Below are 17,749 nucleotides of genomic sequence, written 5' to 3'. Positions count from 1 at the left end.
CGACGAATCGTGGTATCGCCCCCCGAATCCCCTCATTAGGTATACACAAATGCACTCGAACCCCCGCGGCTTTGACCTCGGAGCCCATGCCTGTTGAAGTAGTATGGTCCTCAGACAAGTTTCAATGTTGCCAAAAAATAGGATTTAACAGATAGTCATAAACAGGTGTTCTTAACATTAAATTAGCTTCGTGTGGGCCCCGCGGTCAAAGCCGCGGGGATTCGATAGCTTTTTATTCTCATGCATTTGTGTAGATAGCTATAGGTCGATGCCGCGGGAGTTCGAAGTGTCGACCTTCGGAGCCCAACACTACTCGCGCTGCAAAGCCGGAAGATGTCTTTGCTGCAGGCAATCAATAACTTGATAGAGATCAAGCTCGCAGGCTTTTAGCATCACCAGAATATGGAAGAGTAAATCAGCGGTTTCTTCGATTACTGCATCCTTATGTCCTTCCACAGCAGCAATAACCGTTTCGACTGCTTCTTCGCCGACTTTCTGGGCGCATCGTGCTACCCCGGACTGCACAAGTTGTGCAGTATAACTAATCCCTTCCTGCTGGTCGCCTCGTGTCTGGATGATGTCAGCAAGACTCGCCAGAAAGTTTATTTTTGCCGAGGTCACCGGTTTATAGCAGGTAGTATAACCCAGGTGGCAAGCGGGTCCTGTAGGTAGCACCTGCACCAACAGGCTGTCGCCGTCACAGTCAACCGCTAATGAAATCACATCCATGGAGTTGCCTGAGCTTTCGCCTTTTCGCCAGATTCGTTTTTTACTGCGGCTGTATAAGGTCAGTTTTCGGGTAACCTGGGTAATTTCTAGTGCCTGGGGATCCATATAACCTAGCATGAGAATATCGCCATTGTCGGCATGCTGGATGATAGCGGGAATCAGATTGTTCATTTTTTCCCAGTCTAATAATGTATTATCAATATGATTCATAACCTAACCTCAATATTATTTTCCGCAAGCAATTGTTTAATGTCACAGATACTTGCGATTTTGTCGTGAAAAATACTTGCCGCGAGTGCTCCATCGACCTGAGCCTGTTTGAATACATTCACAAAATCTGCAGCCGCACCTGCACCGCCGGAAGCAATTAGCGGGACATGAATTTGCGCTCTTAATTGTTGCAATTGGCGGATGTCGTAACCTTTTTTGACACCGTCTGATTGCATGCAGTTTAAAACGATTTCTCCTGCCCCTCTTTCCTGGACTTCTTTAACCCATTCCACAGTTCTGCGTCTGGAGTTTAAGGTTTTGTCCGGATCGCCTGTGTATTGAAATACATAATAATCATCTTCCAGCCATTGGCTATCAATCCCGAGTACCACACACTGGCTTCCGAATTCCTTCGCTAACTCGTCAATAAGTTGCGGATTTTCGAGAGCAGGGCTGTTAATGGAAAGTTTATCAGCCCCTGCATTCAAAATAGCCCGCCCTTTCTCAAGTGTACGGATGCCGCCAGCAACAGTAAAGGGGATATTAATTGTTTTAGCAATTGCTTCTATCCAGTCAAGAGAGACCGCACGATCCTCGCTGCTGGCGGTGATATCATAAAACACCAGTTCGTCAGCGCCTGCTTCTGAATAATAAGTTGCCAAAGGCAGAATATCGCCGATAATGCGGTGATTTCTGAATTGAACCCCCTTCACCACTTGCTGATTACAGACATCAAGGCAGGGAATCAGACGTTTAGTTAGCATAGTAATTCCCTCCCGGTGTAAGCAGACAAGTCAAAGTCTGTTTCGTAAAGCATTCTTCCGAGAATGGCTGCTGACAAGCCTTGCTGTTCCAAACAGCGGAGATCGGCGTCGCCGCGGATTCCGCCGGAAGCCTGCCATTGGATCTGTGGAAAACGCCGAATCGCTTCCTGATAAAGTAAGAAGTCAGGTCCTTGCATCATGCCGTCGCAATCGACATTAGTGCATAAAATCTCTTTTATATTTATTTGTGCATACACATCAACCAACTCCCATAAGCTTAGGTTAGTCGATTGCTGCCAGCCATGGCTGGTTAGCAAGGGAAGCCCATCTACCCAGCGGATATCCAATGCCAGCACAACCCGTTCTGCACCAGCGAAGCGGATGATGGTAGATGTCTTCTCCATATCGTGGATAGCAATACTGCCCAAAACAATTTTTTGAATGCCGGCATCAAGGCATTGTTTTACTGTTTCAAGTGAACGTATTCCGCCGCCAACCTGCAGGGACAAATTGGAGGATAACAGCGGAGCAATTAATTCAAGCTGTTGAAGAGACCCTGTACGCGCGCCATCCAGATCCACAATGTGCAGGCGGGTTGCTCCCTTTTGCCGGTAAAGCGCCGCTAACTGGCTTGCTGATTGCGGATAAATTGTTGTTTGTGAAAAATCGCCCCGGCATAAGCGAACGCATTGTCCATTTTGTAAATCAATCGCGGGAATAATATTCATTATTGCATCCTTAAAAAATTATGGAGTAACTGCAAGCCTGCCTGCGCTGATTTCTCAGGATGAAATTGCATGCCTATTTTATTGTCCCGCTGCACAATAGCGGAAAAGGAATGATTGTATTCACAACTTGCTACGGTCGTTTGATTGCTGGCGTCAAGAAAGCGGGCATAGCTGTGAACAAAATACATATAAGTTTGTTCTGGCAAATTTGCCTGCAAGGGCGATTCGCTTAGCCAATTCAGAGAATTCCAGCCCATATGTGGAACCGGATAATCTTTCTCTGGAGAAAATGAAGTGACTTTACCGGGTAGAAGGCCCAGGCACTCCACCTGGCCTTCTTCGCTGTATTCATAAAGTAATTGCATCCCAAGGCAAATCCCTAAAACGGGTTGTTTAAGTTCTTTAATCAGATTAACCAGCCCGTATTTTTTCAATGCATTCATACCTGATGGCGCAGTGCCTACTCCGGGAATAATTAAATGGCTTGCATTGCAGATTTCTTTTGCATCATGGGTTAGCAAATAGTTATAACCTAATCTTGATAAAGCATTGCTAAGGGAAGCAAGATTATTTCCACAAACATCCAGCACAGCAATCATAGGAGCCCCTTGGTTGATGGTAAGTCATTATCAATTCGCGCACAGGCTTGCCTCAAAGCTCGGCCCAGGCTTTTAAAACAGGCTTCAATCATATGATGGTGATTCTCACCGGTCACTTTGATATGTATGCTAGCGCCAAGGCTGGACGCCAGAGAATGAAAGAAATGAGCAACCATTTCAGTGGCCATTCCGCCGACAAACTCTCTGGTAAATGACGCTTCAAAGCGGCAATAAGCTCTACCGGCCAGATCAATAGCAATAGAGGCCAGCGATTCATCCATTGGCAGCGTAAACCCATAGCGTCCAATTCCTCGCTTGTCGGCCAATGACTCACGTAAAACCGCGCCCAGAGCCAATGCCGTATCCTCTATAAGGTGGTGCTCATCGACTTCAGTATCCCCCATCGCTCTCAATTGCATCGAAAAGCCGCCGTGTTTGGCAATCTGTTCCAGCATGTGTGAGAAAAAAGGGATTGGAGTGCTAATTTCAATTTGCTCCTCTAAGTCGAGATTCAGCTCGATTTGAATAGACGTTTCCCGAGTTTGCCGATTAATTGCTGCTTTTCTTGCCAAAATGCGATCCGCAATCCGGGACCAGTTTTGTTGCTGATTAACTGCCAGAAAAGGGATCCCCAGATTGCTGGCGAACTCCTGATCAGAAAGACGATCGCCTAGCATCCAGCATGTTTTGCTGTCCAGAGTATTCTCTTTAAGAAAGCCGTCCAGTAAGCCGGTATCAGGCTTTCGGCAGGGGCAATTCTCGTCAGGCCTGTGCGGGCAAATCAGGATTTCACGAAACACTATCCCCTGGGAGGCAAACAGATTGAGAATAAAATTCTGACAGCGCTCGAAATCAGCAAAAGGAAAGCTGTCTGTGCCCAAACCATCCTGATTAGTCACCATCAGGAACTGATAACCTGCTTTTTTCAGGCGGAGCAGGGAGGGAATAACCTCCGGCAACAGCTTTATTTTTTCCAGCCGATCGATCTGAAAATCCTCTGGCTCTTCTATCAGGGTTCCATCCCGATCTATGAGTATTAACTGATTCATACACCACCTGCAGAGTTAAAACGATATAAAGCATCCAGGAGTTGATTATTTTGCTGTGCTTCACCGACCGTGATGCGCAAGGTATTCTCCAGTCCAAAAGCGGGCGGCAAGCGGCGAATTGCGATGTCATGCGACGCTAGCCAAATCTGAATTGCTGCACTGTGCCGGCTTTTAATCAGAATAAAATTCGCTTCACTGGGAAAGATAGCCTCTATCCATTGCAATTCGCCTAGTTTCTCTACAATGCGTTCACGCTCTTCAAGAATGCTTTGAATTACTCCTGTGAACCAATTCTGATTTTTCAGCGCCAGGGAAGCTGCTTTTAATACGGGTGAAGCTAAATGATAAGGGGGTATTATCTTTTTTAACTCGTGGATAAACCGCTCATTAGCGATTACTGCCCCTAATCTCAGGGCAGCAAGGCCAAAGGCTTTGGAAAGGGTACGTAAAACAATGAGATTATCGAATCGCGGCAGCAGTTGAACAGCAGACTCCCCAGTTGAAAAATCGATGTAGGCTTCATCAACAACAACGGCTGCTTTATTGGCAAACTGCTCGCAGATCAAGGCAACTGAATCGATATCAAGGCAATTACCGGTTGGATTATTGGGGCGGCATATCATGACGATTTTACAACCAGGCTGCCAGCTGGAAAATAGTTGATCCAGATTTAAACTAAAATCCTGAATATCCAAAGGGCAATTGATGACTGCGGCATTCTGCAGCTGCGCGTAAAAACTATACATGGGAAAGGTCGGGGGGCATTGCAGAATACTGTCCTGCCCGGCGACCAGAAAAAGGCGCATTAGCAGATCTATTCCGTCATCACTGCCTCGAGTCAGGGCAATCTGTTCCGGGCTTGCTTGATAATAGCTAGCAAGCTGTGATTGAAGTTCACGCTCGAGCTGATAATCAGGGTATTGATTAAGCTGGAGATCCAGTAAAGCAAGCGGTGCCTTGGGCAATTCATTGGCATGGAGGCGATTTTTAAGTTCATCCCCCCCTGGTCGATAAGGAACTAAACTGGCAAATTCAGGACGGATTAAATTTAAAATAGTCACATTATTCTCCACTGGAAACAGACTCTAAACGAAGTTTAATTGCATTGGCATGCGCCTCTAGGTTTTCAAGATTTGCAAGCGTCATCGCATATTTTCCCAAACCAAGCAGCCCTGATTCATTAATCGACTGAATGGTCATGGATTTCATAAAATCAGCGGTAGTCAAGCCGCTTCCTGTGCGGGCATAGCCAAAGGTCGGCAAGACATGATTGCTGCCGGTAATATAGTCTCCCATGCTTTCTGCCGCCCAGGAACCCAGAAACACAGTGCCGGCTGAGGTAATGCCGTTAATCCAGTCCTGATAATCTTCCCGGTTAATAATCAAGTGTTCGGGTGCATAGTGGTTAATTATTTGTAATTGTTCTTTGAGCGATTTACAAATGATAATGCTTCCTTTCCCCAATGACCGCTGGATAATCGCCTGCCTGGGCAGGTCGTCGATCTGGCGCAGCAAGGCCTTCAGCACGGAGCAGGCAAATGTTTCGTTCTCACAAAGCAGAAAAACCTGTGAGTCTGTTCCATGTTCTGCCTGCGATAATAAATCGGCCGCAACAAACTCCGGGTTAGCCCATTGATCAGCAGTTATCATCACTTCTGAGGGACCGGCGGGCATGTCAATGGCGGCTCCTAGGGGATCAATTGAAACCTGGGTTTTAGCCTCAGTGACAAAGCTGTTGCCCGGGCCAAATAGTTTATCAACCTTGGCCACCGTTTCAGTTCCATAGGCCATCGCTGCTATGGCTTGAGCGCCGCCCAGTTTATAAATCGTGTTTATTCCGCAGAGCCGTGCGGCAACCAGCAGATTGGGATTAACGCAACCTTTTTTATCAGGAGGCGTGCATAATACTCTTATTGGACATCCTGCAATTTTTGCAGGAATTGCCTGCATCAGTAATGAAGAAATAAGCGGGCTGTTGTTTCCTCCTGGCACATAAAGGCCAACCCTCTCAATGGGTCGATAAACCTTCTCTATACTGATTCCCCTGGCAGTATTAATTATTTGTGGACGAGGCAATACAGCCTGGTGGTAAGTTGTAATTGTATTAATCGCTTCGTTGATTGCGGCAAAGGCGTCTGGGTTAATAGCGGCTTGTTCTATCGCTGCTGCTTCAACCTGAATAGCGCTGAGATCGACACCATCCAGCCTCGAAGTGAGTTCAATCAGGGCGCGATCTCCCTGGGCTTTGACTTGATCAATGATCTCTCTGACTTGCTCGTAAGGGGGATTTGATAATACAGGTCTTTCGAGCGTTTGTTGCTTTTCCGTTTCGGAAATGCTATTCCAATTAATAATTTTTAACATGATCACTCCAGCATTTTTTCGATGGGTAAAACCAGAATTGAACTGGCTCCCATGGCCTTAATAGATTCCAGGGTATTCCAGAAAACACCCTCGCTGGACACTACATGGACGGCTACTTTCCCGGGATTTGCCGGGAGGGGAATAATCGTCGGACTTTCAGCGCCGGGCAGGTATTCGTAGATACTGGACAGGGCTTCTGTCGGCGCATGAAACAGAATATATTTTCTCTCCTGCGCCTGCTGCACTGCTTCAATGCGGCGCTTAAGCATGATCAGCAAGTTTTGTAATTCCTCAGGAATGGTGTAGGACGATTGAATGAATAAGGCCTGACTGTTTAAAAGCGTTTCAACTTCGATTAACTTGTTTTCCTCCAGTGTTTGCCCGCTGGAGACTAAATCACAGATGGCATCTGCCATCCCCATCCTTGGCGCCACTTCCACCGACCCCGACAAACTCAGGCATTCAGCAGACAATTTATTCTCATTAAGATATTTTTTAAGCAGTAGGGGATAGCTGGTCGCAATCCTTTTCCCATCCAGACATCCTGGCCCACGGTAATCAAATGATTCAGGTACTGCAATGGAGAGACGGCATCGGCAACTGCCTAAAGGCTGGAGAATTACATAGTTTTTACCGGGATTGGCAAGTGCTGCTTCCAATAATACATTCTCTCCGACAATGCCGCCGTCGCAAAGACCATCAAAAAGCAGTGCTGGTATATCATCATCGCGAATCAAAAGTAAATCGATTGGGAAATTATCAACATGGCATAACAGGGCGTTTTCCCGCAGGCGAAATTTTAATCCGCAACGGTTAAGCAATTCGATTGACTCTTTGGCTAACCGCCCTTTTTTTTGTATCGCTAAACGCAGTCTTCTCGTCATGATTGATCTAACCTCTCTGAAATCAGTAAATAACCACCGCTTCCCATGCCAAGACAGCGCGCCACGCGGGTAATGGTGGTAACGCTGACTCCTGTTTGTTCATGAATAGTTCTATATGGCAGGCCTTTTCGTAATAAAGGAACAACCTCCCAGCGATCAGCCATCGCTTCTAGCTCTGCAGGCGTGCAGAGATCATTGAAGAAGGCGGTTGCTTCGTCTTCATTTTGTAGAGAACAAATAGCCTGCATTAAATGATGATGAGAATGTTTGGAATGAGTATGTGATTTCATAATAGTGTATTAGTGTAATAGAACATTACTTCATTGTAACGAAACAGTGCCGGCTAGTCAAACTATTTGACATTAGCTGCGCTTTGAGATGAGATGGGAGTAACTACTGGTACGGACGCCACACGAGTCTCGCGCTCGCTCTACGATTCCCCGCGGCTTGACCGCGGGGCCCATGTCTGGTGGCCGAAAATGCTCTTTGAGTTTGCAATTATTGCTAAAAAATAGAGAATGAAAAGGCACAAGACAGATACCCTGAATAGGCATCAGGTGGGTCCCGCGGTCGTTGCCGCGGGGATTTATAAAAAATTTTTAAAGAGGTCGATTTCCCGCGTTTTATACGCGGGATCCATATTTACAAGGAGTTCAAATGTTATTAAAAAAAGAAGACTCATGTTTATTATTAGTGGATGTACAGAAGAAGCTTGCTCCTTTAATTGAGCATTCCCGGGCGATCATTGATCGCTGCAAATGGCTGATGTCCCTGGCTGGTAATTTATCAGTCCCATGTCTGGTAACAGAGCAGTACCCATCAGGTTTAGGCCATACGGTGGAGGATCTACAGGGAGTAGGGGGTATTGAGGTTTTTGAAAAGGTTTATTTTTCCTGCTACCGGGATCCCGCTTTCATTTCAACATTAAAAAACCTGCAAAAAAAACAAATGGTATTAATTGGCATTGAAGCCCATGTCTGTGTGTTGCAGACAGCAATGGACTTAAACGAGGCAGGATATGAAGTATCTGTAGTTATCGATGCGGTGGGCAGCCGTAAAGAATTGGACAGGAAATATGCTTTGAAACGCATGCAACAGGCTGGAATCCAGCTGCTTACTTCTGAAATGGTATTTTTCGAATGGGTGGAAAAGGCGGGGAGCCCTGAATTTAAACGCTTAAGTCAACAATATTTGAAATAAGGAACAACTGTGAGTCTGAATAATCAAGTTGCCATTGTAACAGGCGGGGCATCCGGTATGGGATTAGCCTGCGTCCAGGCTTTGAAAAATGCAGGGGCCAAAGTTGCTGTTTGGGATAAAACAAGTACTGATGAGGGTGATTTTGCGATTTCCTGTGATGTGAGTTCTGAATCGGAAGTAAAAGAGGCTTTGCGACAAAGCATCGAGCAGTTGGGAGTGCCCGGCATATGCATCAATTGTGCAGGTATTGCGCCAGCCAAGAAAATGATTGGCAGAGAGGGGGCCATGCTGCTTGCTTCATTCAGGCAAGTTATTGATATTAATTTGGTGGGTACGTTCAATGTGATGAGGCTGGTTGCCGAAGCCATGATCAGTCTTCCTTTGGATGAGGCAACTGGAGAAAGGGGAGTCATAATCAACACAGCCTCAATCGCCGCTTTTGAAGGGCAAATCGGCCAACTGGCTTACAGCGCATCGAAGGGAGGGGTGGTTGCCATGACCCTGCCGGCGGCTAGAGAATTGGCTGAGCATGCAATTCGTGTCAATACCATTGCTCCAGGACTAATCGCTACACCTTTGCTATTGAATATGCCGCAAGAGGTTCAGGAGCGATTGGCTGCCACTGTGACTTTTCCAAAGCGTCTTGGTAAGCCGGAGGAGTTTGCAGCTTTGGTGATGCACATTATTGAGAATCGTATGATTAATGGTGAAGTCATCCGTCTGGATGGTGCATTAAGAATGCAGGCCAAATAAGCCGAGATTGGCAACTGAATAAATAATGGCTCTTTCTAACAGGCAATGCAAACTAGTTTAAATGCATTCCTACTTTAATTGGAGCCATTATTGTTTCCATCGATTTATTTTTTGACAAAGACTCTCTAATCACCCTGAAATTAATATGGCCCGGTTGACTGAATACATTAATAACTTCCAGGGTATTATTGCTATGATTTTTTTCATCGGATTGATTTATCCGATCCTTTATTTCAATAATGGCCGCAGCAATTTTTTTATCATCTGAACAATCAATATCCTCCATTATATTGCGTATTTCCAGAATAATGGCAGGGGTGTTGCCATCCCGTCCTTTCATAAGATCATCATTGTTTAATACGGCATTAATAGCGAAAATATTTTCCTCTCGCTCATTGGTCGGGATTTTAATAATATTAGTCCTGACCTTGAATTTATCTGGAAGCGCAGCGGGTGGAGCTAAACTGGGAGTCACACCAGTTTCACCTATTGTCGAGATTACTTTATCGAGGTTATTTATTTCTAATTCCATTTCCTCTAAATTTCGGGAAAGGTTTGATAAGGCAATTAATTGTTCTTCGCTTAATTTCTCGGATGTATCCGTACTGTCAGATGCAGTGAGCTCCATCTCTTTACAAATTTGGGCAATTTTTAAAAATCTGGAGTAGACTTGTTGGGTATCGATTCTTAAAAGCTTGTCCTCCGGCTTTCTAATTTCATCATTAAATTCTTCAAATTCTTTAATTATCTGTCGTATGACTGAAGGGTTTTGATTAACAAAATGCCTGAATTCTGGAATAGCCATTAGTGTTGAGGTCAATAGGGCGGTTCTTTCAATTTTATTTGCAATAAGTTGTTGCCTTAATGTTTCCGAACTGACCGTTGCTCTTGCTATTTCTATGTAATTCTGGTCATCAATAAGAATGCGTTTCAGAAAGCTATAGTATTTTTGAGCAATAAAATCTTTATTATCAACTAACTCATCAACATCTAATAATTTTTTAGGATATTCATGGACGAAGATTGCCGGACCTGCGTCAGTTAATTTTGGAAAGTTTATTATATCATTTGTAGTAATGATAAATTGATTTTTAGCAGGGAGATCCCTTTGCTCGGATACAACAGGATATGTACTGTCACCATGATCTATTTTAACTGAAATTATTTGACCTTCCTTGTTGCGTCCAAACCCAAAATTATCTGCGTTTAGGTCATTTTCTTCCTCGCAATAAGCTGCTACTAAAATTTGAGGAAACTTGTATTTAATGAAATCGTCTGTGCTTAGTCCGACTTTTTCATTCTGTGTGTAATAGCTGTAAAAAGATAAGTACTCAGGAATGAGTTTTGAAATAACCGCAACTGTAACATTCGAATCATCATGGACTCCCCTTACTTTTGCAGCATGCTCTCCGAGTAGCATTCGATAACACAGGCCGTTAAAAGCTTCTATTTCACTAAATTCAGGAGTGAAAGCTTTTTTGTATACATAAGAACGCCCGGATTGTGTTTGCTCCTCCTTTCTCTTCACAATAGATATTTCAGAGGTACCCTTTTCTATTTGAGTAGATCCCTGTTGCTTTGTGAATATTCCTTCGCTCTTACTTTTATGAGGCTTGTTTTTATCTTTCATTTTATAAGCATTAATTAGCTATCCTTATCTAATTATATTAGGGAATGCCCCAAAATGATAAAATTACATGCTATCCCTTGCCTAACTCTGTTCGCTACGACGGATTAGTCAGGCTTTCTAAGGACGCATTGCTTTCCGCCACTGTTTCGTTATTGTCCCGTATCGGGCATACAATCGAGCCATTTAAGGCGGCAAAGTAAAAAGAATATCTATTTTGCGGCGTATATTCTGTAGCTGCTTCAAATAATGCATCGCATTGAGTTAACAGTTGCTGTCCCGCCTGACAGACTTTTCGTCGGCTGCCAGCTGGAGCAAGAGTTATAAACGAATCCATTTCCAAAAAGAGTTTATGGGCATTATTAAGCAGGTTTAACCGCCATTTGATGACAGCCTCATAATCCAGTGTTGCAATATGATCGGGAAAGCTTGATAAAAGCTGCTCAATCATTTGCTTTATTCTTCGTTTGCGGTTTTCGTTACCGTGTACCCGTTTTCGCGATAAATCCAGGACAAACTCGTTAAATCTTCGATTAGCAGAAATAATAGCGGGTTCCCTTTCAAGCTTGTAAGTCCATTCGCTGCCTATGAAGCTTGCCAACTTAGTCATATTTGTTACAGAGGATACAGCAGCAATGTCATGGAGTTCATCGGCCAGGAGCAGGGATTGGGCGCGATTATGATAAACGTCAATGTCAATGAGCAGTACGTTCTTTTCCTCTTCACTTAGTCTTGCGTCTGAAAGATGGCGATCCAGATAGCCTACCAATTTGAAGTAAAAATCCCTGGTCAGTTTTTTACTTGCCAGTAATGTTTCCCTGAGAGGATGATTGAGATCTTTTAAAATGACATGGGCAAGCGGTATGCCGGTATTATCAGGAACCAGTAAAGAGGCATTATGTTCCAGTAGGGTTTTAAAACAAGCAGTCATGTCGATACCCGTATGGCACGCACTGAGGCAGTAATGCATTGCGGAGGGGTATTCCGTTTGGTTTATCTGAATCGGTTGAGTATTTAAATCATATTCTCCGCATTGGATTAAAAAATGAAGCAAATTAGCATTACCAGTGCTTAAGGCATTATTAATTAAGCCATGCTCCAAGGTGAAGTGAAAAGGATACAGAGTGTTTGCAAGCAGGTAATTTTCTTGAACCAGCAGCTGTTTAAGCAGTTTTTTTCCTCGGGATTGTATTTGCAAGCGCAATGCGGCCAAGTCACCCAAGAGCGTTTTTGAGGGATTGGATTCAATACTGATTACGGATAATTGATTTGTATCCGCAAACAAATGGCAGAGCGCTTCAGCGTATGATCCAGGATCTTCTGGTTTAAGTTTCGCAAATTTCCTTCTTAACTGCTGTAATTCTTTGCTGAAATCCTGCTCAGGATCTTTTTTAGCTTTGTGTGATGTCTTTATTGGTGGAGTAATTTTAGGACGTCCCTGGTGGGCGGTTGGCTTTTTCTCCCGGCTGGTTTCTTGCACGGAAAGGGAGCCTTTTTTTCTCTCAGGCGTCGGACTGTATTGCAATTCCCCAAGCATTTGAGCTGACATAGCATATTTTTCATGCTTGAAAAGAGGATTCAATTGCCTGGCCAGGTTTATCATTTTTTGGATGACCAGTTTGTGCTGGACAGCATTGCTTTTAAGATCGGTAGAAAGGGCGGTTGCTTTTTCATCCTCCTCTTCAAATTGACGCTTTAACTGGTCAATACACTCTATTTTGGCTGCATTTAGCTGCATGATAGTGGGGCGGATAGCTGCTTCTGCCTGTGCCACAAATTGACAGGCCTTTTTTTCTGTAATTTGTACAGGGCTTGGCTTCTCATTTTCAATAAGACTCAATACAGGCGCTTTGGTAATTTGGCCATTTTCATTAAAATACACATGGAGGGTATAAAACGTTTTATTAGGGCCCTCTAACTTCGCCGTATAATGATATTGGCTTAAAGCAGGGTCATAGCTGTGTTCGGTTTTATAGATGCTGATATGATGCTCGACAAGCTCAAGAACTTGCTTATTCGATTTAAAATAAATCGCCTTGGACAACTTCAATTGCAAAAGAAAATATTTTTTCTTATCCCGTGTTTCCATCGGTTTAAGTGCTATTACATTCGCTAATCCCTTTTTTCCGTTAATATATAGGTCGATAAAATTATACAAAGTGTTCTTGGCCATGAATAAGCTCTGTGTTCTAATTCGAACAAATAATACATTTACAGAGCATTCTTTGCAATAATGATTCTACATTGGCAGTAATTTAGACAGACTATTGATCAGGCTTGTTCGTGATGATTTGAGCCTGGTTTGGAGTGTAAATCGCCAGAAGAGGTGTATGTATTCACTGCTTCGGCAGGATTTTGTCCATGCAGGATTTGGACGAGTTCCTGACGGGTATTCATATTTGCAACAATAACTTGCCCATTAACCGTATTAAGTTCGCGGCAATGGTTTAAGTGATTGGCTAATTCTTCGTTGAATTGTTTAATTTGTGCCGCCTCTTCAGCAGAGCAGGTTTTTAGGAAAATTTCCAGCGATTGTTTTGGATTCTCGCCCGAAAGGTGGGACGTCAGCAGATTAAGCCGCTGTTTACTGCTTGTTTCTAATTGTTCAGACAATGATTCCTTTTGATTGGCAAGCTTTTCTAAATTCTCAAACTGCCTTGTTAGCAGGATATCTTTTTCCTGAACCAGTACCTCACACAGATTACTAAGCAAATTAATTTCATTTTTTAACAATAAAATTAATTGGGAGGCTTGTGCTGAAATCATTATTATCCTTAAAAAGCTTGCATTTGGCTAAGCATGTTGGAAGCAATTTGCTTACTTGATGGCTCATACAGACCGCTGGCAATCTGGCTTCGAATAAACTCAATGCGCGCTTCATTGACAGCTTCAGCGTCCATTACATATTTTTTCAGCATGGCAATTTGTTTTGATGCTTCACTCAAACTGACATTGCTGGCACCAGACGAACCACGATTTTGAAGGGTTTGCTGGGCGTTTTTTAATTTAATCTCGGGATCCAGCTGCTTAAAATTGTGGGAATCGTTAATGGAGTTAACCATAATATTGTCCTCAATTACATTCATCATAGTTATCGGTTCCATTTTAAAAATCTTTAGAAAATCCTGGAAAAAATTGTAAAAAAGGTCTACAGATAAAATCTCTAGACCTAGCTATATCATAAAAAAAACGGGTTGTCATTATATTCTTGTAGTCTGCTTGACTGATTATTATTGCATTAAGAGGTCATTACTTCGACCTTCCTTACATCAACAACCTGGGCATCCACAATACGTTTACTGGTTAAATTACGCACTTTGATGGTTTCATTCAAAGCACCGTCAGCCAGTGCAACGGCGGCCATCGCAATTTTGATATTCCCATTAACCGCCTGAATAACAATCTGTTCACCTTTGTGAACCAGACAGGGTTTTTGCAGTTGGCTATGGTTAATCAGTTGCCCTTCACGCAGATTCTTTTTTATAACCAACCCAACTGCCTGGTCCATATTATCAAGGTAATCTGTACTGAGATAGTTAATGTTCTGTTTTTGCAAACGCAGATCTTTATTGGTTAAAACATCGCCTTTAGACAGGGCATGGGTGCTGACCAGGACTTCCTTTAAAATGGTAATTTTGACAGGCACATACAGTGTCCAGTGATTTTCCGGCGCTTTGCAGCGAATACCCACCGTTGTATGCTGTGTTGCCATATTTGGATAGGGGTTGAACGTTTCCAGGTATTTTGAAGGGCATTTTTGCAGATGCAGGCGCTGATCAATGTTTTCAGCACTGATGCTGATATTATGGTATTGCCGATTTTGCAATTCTTTTTTTACAAAAGATTCTACTTTTTGACTCAGTAGATCGAGGGATTGTTCCTCTGCATAATTCGTTAAGGGAAAAAACAAACAGATGAAAACAAGCAGCAAGCGGTAAATCATGTACAATACCTTTCAAAAAGAATTGAGCAAAGCAAAAATCAGGCCAATTATGAGCTAGTTATATAAGAGGAAAATCATGCGTTCAAAAATACTTATAATTATTCTTTTATTGAGCCAAAGCGCCTGGGCAGCAAGCCATCGTCCTCAGGAGTTTTTAGAGGACATTAAGGGAAGCCCGGCGGAGGGTGAGCAGATAGTGCAGCATTTTTGCGCAACTTGTCACGCAGAAAAGCCTATGATTAATTTGGGTGCGCCAATTAGCCAAGAGGATAAGGATTGGCAGCCCAGGGTAAAACAGGGATTAAGTAAGCTGCTTGAACATACTGAAGAAGGCTATTCTGCAATGCCTCCGCGCGGTGGTTGTTTTGAATGCAGTGACGAGCAGCTGAAGTTAGCCATTTTAGCCATGCTTTCACCGCAAATCAAAAAAAATCTTCAAAATGAACTTAAAGACCATAAAAAAAACAATTAGTTAAAAAAAGTTATAAAAAAAGCTAAACCTATTTTTCATTCTCCCGATAACAAAAAAAAAGAGGGAGGATACACCAATGAAAAAACAACTAGTCATTGGATCGCTTTCGGTGTTAACCGCAGCTTGCGCTTCAATGGATCGCTCGGTGCCGATTGTAGATGATGGAGGATACACCCATTACACGGCGTTCTATAAATCAGACAACAAGGGAAGCAATTATTTCCCGGAAAAACGGGCTGCAACTGGACGTAAAGTGTTCATCTTTGACCCGAAAGCAACGGCATGGGCTGCTTATGATGCCCAGGGAAATCGGGTTCAGACAGGAAGTGCTTCAGGTGGTAAAGACTTCTGTGAAGACGTTGGGCGACCCTGCCGCACAGTGACTGGTACTTTCCGGATTTATTCGAAGAAAGGGGCTGACTGTACTTCAAGTATTTATCCGATTGAAACGGGCGGCGGCGCCAGAATGCCTTATTGTATGCACTTCAGCGGCGGTTATTCAATTCATGCCGCTTATGAAGTACCTAACTATAATGCCAGCCATGGTTGTATTCGAGTTCTACCCAGTGCGGCTCAATGGTTGAACCAGGACTTCATCGATGTGGGTACAACGGTTATAGTGAAGCCTTACTAAAATCGGGTCCCTGTGCGCACTGCCGGGGCGTCTTGAATCCCAGCGGCACCGGTCCATAGGTATCTAAACAAGTGTTTTTCCGCTCCGAATCCCCGCGGCATCGACCGCGGGCCCACACTAAGCCTATTGAGAATGTCGGTTTTGCTAATTAAGAAAAATTTTAAAAAGGCCTGTTTTTAACTGCCTTTTCAATCGCTATTTGGCAACATTGCGAAACTTAAAGTACTAGACATGGGCCCCGCGGTCGATGCCGCGGGGATTCGAAGGGGCATTACCGGGGGATTCGAAGGGGCATATACCCGGGGGATTCGATGGACTGCGCCGCGGGTTCTATCCACACGGTCTCAGACCTAAGCCAAATATTTTGTTAATAACGCATTAACCTCGGTTGGATCCGCCTGTCCCTTAGAGTATTTCATTACCTGACCCACGAAAAAACCAAGAATTTTCTCTTTTCCTTGCCGATACTCTTGAACCTGGGAAGGGTTTTTTGCAATCAGTTCTTTTATAAACTGTTCGATTTCACCTGAGCTTTGTGATTGATTGGCCTTTGCTTTTTCAACCAGCTCATTAATATCGGCCTCAGGGTGGCTAGTCAGGTTATTGAATATCTGACGGGCTTGATTATTGGAAATTGCAGCATTCTTCAAATACTTTAGCAAAATAGCCATTTGTTGGGCTGAAATCAGCGGATTTGAAAATTCGAGCTGTTTTTCTTTCAACAAGGCCTGATAGGGACCTTTAAGCCAGTTTATAATTAATTTTCCATCCGCTGGTATTTCTCTCATGATCTCCATAAAAAAGTGGTAGTTATCCGGCGAAGAAAGTAAAAACTGGATATCGTCTTCATTCACACTTTCAAGATTTGCCAGCTCATTTTTGATTTGTTCAGGCAAAGGCGGCAAGTTGTTTTTGATTTTTTCAATATCCAGGGTTTTAATGTCAATGGGTAATAAATCCGGATCGGGAAAATAACGATAATCCTGCTCATTTTCTTTACTACGTAATGCATAGGTTCGCTCTGTATCAGGATTGAATAAGCGCGTTTCTTGGATAACAGGCTGGCCATTTTCCAGCAAATCCTGATGCCTTGCCTGTTCATAAGCAATGGCTTTCTCGATAAAACGGAAGGAATTGAGATTTTTTAGTTCAGTTCTCACACCCAGCTTTTCGGAGCCTGCAGGCTTGAGCGAGAGATTGACATCGCAGCGGAATGATCCTTCCTGCATGTTCCCATCACAAATATGTAAAAACCGCACCAATTGATGCAGGATTTTAAGATAGGCAATGGCTTCTTCGATAGAATACAGACAGGGAGCGGTGACAATTTCCAATAAAGCTGTCCCGGCACGATTTAAATCAATACCTGTGTAGTCAGGATTCGCATCGTGAACCGATTTTCCAGCATCTTCCTCCAGATGCGCTCGTACAATTTCTACCTCTTTAATGCGTTTGTCTGGTGTTTCGATTCTCAGGCGGCCATTACTGACAATGGGGGATTGATATTGGCTGATTTGATAACCCTTGGGTAAATCAGGATAAAAATAATTTTTGCGTTCAAAATAAGACAAATTATTAATATTGGCGTTGATTGCCAAGCCAAATTGAATCGCCATACGGACTGCTTCAATGTTTAAAACGGGTAAAACACCAGGAAGCCCGGCATCGATAAATGAGGTTTGCGTGTTTGCCTTAGCACCAAACCGGGTGGCTGAGCCTGAAAAAAGCTTGGATTTTGTTTGTAGCTGTACATGTACTTCAAGGCCAATGACTGTATCCCATTGCATAAAAGT

Annotated in this window: 19 protein-coding genes; 4 read left to right on the top strand and 15 right to left on the bottom strand. The window is 43.5% G+C overall.

Going from position 1 to position 17,749, the window contains the following annotated elements; all coding sequences use genetic code 11:
- Positions 1–309: 309 nt before the first annotated feature.
- The 9 genes from hisIE to DYH42_RS08470 are packed head-to-tail and all read right to left on the bottom strand — an operon-like array spanning position 310 to position 7,617.
- On the bottom strand, positions 310–939 hold the full coding sequence (gene hisIE, locus DYH42_RS08510; RefSeq protein ID WP_058522454.1) for a bifunctional phosphoribosyl-AMP cyclohydrolase/phosphoribosyl-ATP diphosphatase HisIE: 630 nt from the start codon (positions 937–939) through the stop codon (positions 310–312).
- Entirely contained in the window at positions 936–1,703 is a 768-nt protein-coding gene (gene hisF / locus DYH42_RS08505) for an imidazole glycerol phosphate synthase subunit HisF (protein WP_058522453.1), read from the bottom strand. The genes hisIE and hisF overlap by 4 nt, the downstream gene beginning before the upstream one ends.
- Positions 1,697–2,431, bottom strand: coding sequence for a 1-(5-phosphoribosyl)-5-[(5-phosphoribosylamino)methylideneamino]imidazole-4-carboxamide isomerase (locus tag DYH42_RS08500; protein ID WP_058522452.1), 735 nt, complete (start codon positions 2,429–2,431; stop codon positions 1,697–1,699). The genes hisF and DYH42_RS08500 overlap by 7 nt, the downstream gene beginning before the upstream one ends.
- A complete protein-coding gene (gene hisH, locus DYH42_RS08495) occupies positions 2,431–3,030 on the bottom strand; it encodes an imidazole glycerol phosphate synthase subunit HisH (protein ID WP_058522451.1) in 600 nt (199 codons plus the stop codon). Before hisH ends, DYH42_RS08500 begins: the two co-directional genes overlap by 1 nt.
- Positions 3,027–4,079: a bifunctional histidinol-phosphatase/imidazoleglycerol-phosphate dehydratase HisB gene (hisB, locus tag DYH42_RS08490; RefSeq protein WP_058522450.1), complete on the bottom strand. Its 1,053-nt coding sequence runs from the start codon at positions 4,077–4,079 to the stop codon at positions 3,027–3,029. The genes hisH and hisB overlap by 4 nt, the downstream gene beginning before the upstream one ends.
- Positions 4,076–5,140 (bottom strand): histidinol-phosphate transaminase, encoded by a 1,065-nt coding sequence (gene hisC, locus DYH42_RS08485; RefSeq protein WP_058522449.1) that lies wholly within the window; start codon positions 5,138–5,140, stop codon positions 4,076–4,078. The genes hisB and hisC overlap by 4 nt, the downstream gene beginning before the upstream one ends.
- 1 nt (position 5,141) lies before the next feature.
- Positions 5,142–6,443: a histidinol dehydrogenase gene (gene hisD / locus DYH42_RS08480; RefSeq protein ID WP_058522448.1), complete on the bottom strand. Its 1,302-nt coding sequence runs from the start codon at positions 6,441–6,443 to the stop codon at positions 5,142–5,144.
- A gap of 2 nt (positions 6,444–6,445) precedes the next feature.
- Positions 6,446–7,327 (bottom strand): ATP phosphoribosyltransferase, encoded by an 882-nt coding sequence (gene hisG / locus DYH42_RS08475; RefSeq protein ID WP_058522447.1) that lies wholly within the window; start codon positions 7,325–7,327, stop codon positions 6,446–6,448.
- Positions 7,324–7,617: a YerC/YecD family TrpR-related protein gene (locus tag DYH42_RS08470; protein WP_058522446.1), complete on the bottom strand. Its 294-nt coding sequence runs from the start codon at positions 7,615–7,617 to the stop codon at positions 7,324–7,326. Before DYH42_RS08470 ends, hisG begins: the two co-directional genes overlap by 4 nt.
- A gap of 367 nt (positions 7,618–7,984) precedes the next feature.
- On the opposite strand from DYH42_RS08470, the gene DYH42_RS08465 reads away from it, so the two are divergent.
- Both DYH42_RS08465 and DYH42_RS08460 read left to right on the top strand, forming a co-directional pair.
- Positions 7,985–8,527: a hydrolase gene (locus tag DYH42_RS08465; RefSeq protein ID WP_058522445.1), complete on the top strand. Its 543-nt coding sequence runs from the start codon at positions 7,985–7,987 to the stop codon at positions 8,525–8,527.
- A gap of 9 nt (positions 8,528–8,536) precedes the next feature.
- Positions 8,537–9,280, top strand: a complete 744-nt coding sequence (locus DYH42_RS08460; RefSeq protein ID WP_058522444.1) for an SDR family NAD(P)-dependent oxidoreductase — start codon at positions 8,537–8,539, stop codon at positions 9,278–9,280.
- Positions 9,281–9,332: 52 nt separating this feature from the next.
- Here DYH42_RS08460 and DYH42_RS08455 read toward each other — a convergent pair whose 3' ends face one another.
- The 5 genes from DYH42_RS08455 to flgA all read right to left on the bottom strand — a co-directional run bounded on the left by DYH42_RS08455 (position 9,333) and on the right by flgA (position 14,850).
- Positions 9,333–10,910: a hypothetical protein gene (locus tag DYH42_RS08455; protein ID WP_058522443.1), complete on the bottom strand. Its 1,578-nt coding sequence runs from the start codon at positions 10,908–10,910 to the stop codon at positions 9,333–9,335.
- Positions 10,911–11,004: 94 nt separating this feature from the next.
- Positions 11,005–13,080, bottom strand: a complete 2,076-nt coding sequence (locus tag DYH42_RS08450; protein WP_058522442.1) for a hypothetical protein — start codon at positions 13,078–13,080, stop codon at positions 11,005–11,007.
- Positions 13,081–13,178: 98 nt separating this feature from the next.
- A complete protein-coding gene (locus tag DYH42_RS08445; protein WP_058522441.1) occupies positions 13,179–13,673 on the bottom strand; it encodes a flagella synthesis protein FlgN in 495 nt (164 codons plus the stop codon).
- 8 nt (positions 13,674–13,681) lie between these two features.
- Positions 13,682–13,996: a flagellar biosynthesis anti-sigma factor FlgM gene (flgM, locus tag DYH42_RS08440; RefSeq protein WP_058522440.1), complete on the bottom strand. Its 315-nt coding sequence runs from the start codon at positions 13,994–13,996 to the stop codon at positions 13,682–13,684.
- A gap of 149 nt (positions 13,997–14,145) precedes the next feature.
- Positions 14,146–14,850: a flagellar basal body P-ring formation chaperone FlgA gene (gene flgA / locus DYH42_RS08435; RefSeq protein WP_058522439.1), complete on the bottom strand. Its 705-nt coding sequence runs from the start codon at positions 14,848–14,850 to the stop codon at positions 14,146–14,148.
- 76 nt (positions 14,851–14,926) lie between these two features.
- On the opposite strand from flgA, the gene DYH42_RS08430 reads away from it, so the two are divergent.
- The gene (locus tag DYH42_RS08430; protein WP_058522438.1) at positions 14,927–15,322 is read left to right on the top strand and encodes a c-type cytochrome; all 396 of its coding nucleotides are present in this window, start codon (positions 14,927–14,929) and stop codon (positions 15,320–15,322) included.
- Between the two features lie 76 nt (positions 15,323–15,398).
- A complete protein-coding gene (locus DYH42_RS08425; protein ID WP_058522437.1) occupies positions 15,399–15,956 on the top strand; it encodes a L,D-transpeptidase in 558 nt (185 codons plus the stop codon).
- Between the two features lie 350 nt (positions 15,957–16,306).
- On the opposite strand, the gene gatB is transcribed toward DYH42_RS08425, so the two are convergent.
- Positions 16,307–17,743, bottom strand: a complete 1,437-nt coding sequence (gene gatB, locus DYH42_RS08420) for an Asp-tRNA(Asn)/Glu-tRNA(Gln) amidotransferase subunit GatB (protein ID WP_058522436.1) — start codon at positions 17,741–17,743, stop codon at positions 16,307–16,309.
- Positions 17,744–17,749: the final 6 nt, after the last annotated feature.

The sequence above is a fragment of the Legionella birminghamensis genome (assembly GCF_900452515.1).
Lineage (GTDB): Bacteria > Pseudomonadota > Gammaproteobacteria > Legionellales > Legionellaceae > Legionella_C > Legionella_C birminghamensis.
This window is presented reverse-complemented; position numbering and strand designations above follow the sequence as displayed.

What these genes read in the sequence shown, in the direction of transcription:
- hisIE (WP_058522454.1), bottom strand. Translation starts at nt 939, where the DNA reads ATGAATCATATTGATAATACATTATTAGACTGGGAAAAAATGAACAAT.
- hisF (WP_058522453.1), bottom strand. Translation starts at nt 1,703, where the DNA reads ATGCTAACTAAACGTCTGATTCCCTGCCTTGATGTCTGTAATCAGCAA.
- DYH42_RS08500 (WP_058522452.1), bottom strand. Translation starts at nt 2,431, where the DNA reads ATGAATATTATTCCCGCGATTGATTTACAAAATGGACAATGCGTTCGC.
- hisH (WP_058522451.1), bottom strand. Translation starts at nt 3,030, where the DNA reads ATGATTGCTGTGCTGGATGTTTGTGGAAATAATCTTGCTTCCCTTAGC.
- hisB (WP_058522450.1), bottom strand. Translation starts at nt 4,079, where the DNA reads ATGAATCAGTTAATACTCATAGATCGGGATGGAACCCTGATAGAAGAG.
- hisD (WP_058522448.1), bottom strand. Translation starts at nt 6,443, where the DNA reads ATGTTAAAAATTATTAATTGGAATAGCATTTCCGAAACGGAAAAGCAA.
- hisG (WP_058522447.1), bottom strand. Translation starts at nt 7,327, where the DNA reads ATGACGAGAAGACTGCGTTTAGCGATACAAAAAAAAGGGCGGTTAGCC.
- DYH42_RS08470 (WP_058522446.1), bottom strand. Translation starts at nt 7,617, where the DNA reads ATGAAATCACATACTCATTCCAAACATTCTCATCATCATTTAATGCAG.
- DYH42_RS08465 (WP_058522445.1), top strand. Translation starts at nt 7,985, where the DNA reads ATGTTATTAAAAAAAGAAGACTCATGTTTATTATTAGTGGATGTACAG.
- DYH42_RS08455 (WP_058522443.1), bottom strand. Translation starts at nt 10,910, where the DNA reads ATGAAAGATAAAAACAAGCCTCATAAAAGTAAGAGCGAAGGAATATTC.
- DYH42_RS08450 (WP_058522442.1), bottom strand. Translation starts at nt 13,080, where the DNA reads ATGGCCAAGAACACTTTGTATAATTTTATCGACCTATATATTAACGGA.
- DYH42_RS08445 (WP_058522441.1), bottom strand. Translation starts at nt 13,673, where the DNA reads ATGATTTCAGCACAAGCCTCCCAATTAATTTTATTGTTAAAAAATGAA.
- flgM (WP_058522440.1), bottom strand. Translation starts at nt 13,996, where the DNA reads ATGATGAATGTAATTGAGGACAATATTATGGTTAACTCCATTAACGAT.
- flgA (WP_058522439.1), bottom strand. Translation starts at nt 14,850, where the DNA reads ATGATTTACCGCTTGCTGCTTGTTTTCATCTGTTTGTTTTTTCCCTTA.
- DYH42_RS08430 (WP_058522438.1), top strand. Translation starts at nt 14,927, where the DNA reads ATGCGTTCAAAAATACTTATAATTATTCTTTTATTGAGCCAAAGCGCC.
- DYH42_RS08425 (WP_058522437.1), top strand. Translation starts at nt 15,399, where the DNA reads ATGAAAAAACAACTAGTCATTGGATCGCTTTCGGTGTTAACCGCAGCT.
- gatB (WP_058522436.1), bottom strand. Translation starts at nt 17,743, where the DNA reads ATGCAATGGGATACAGTCATTGGCCTTGAAGTACATGTACAGCTACAA.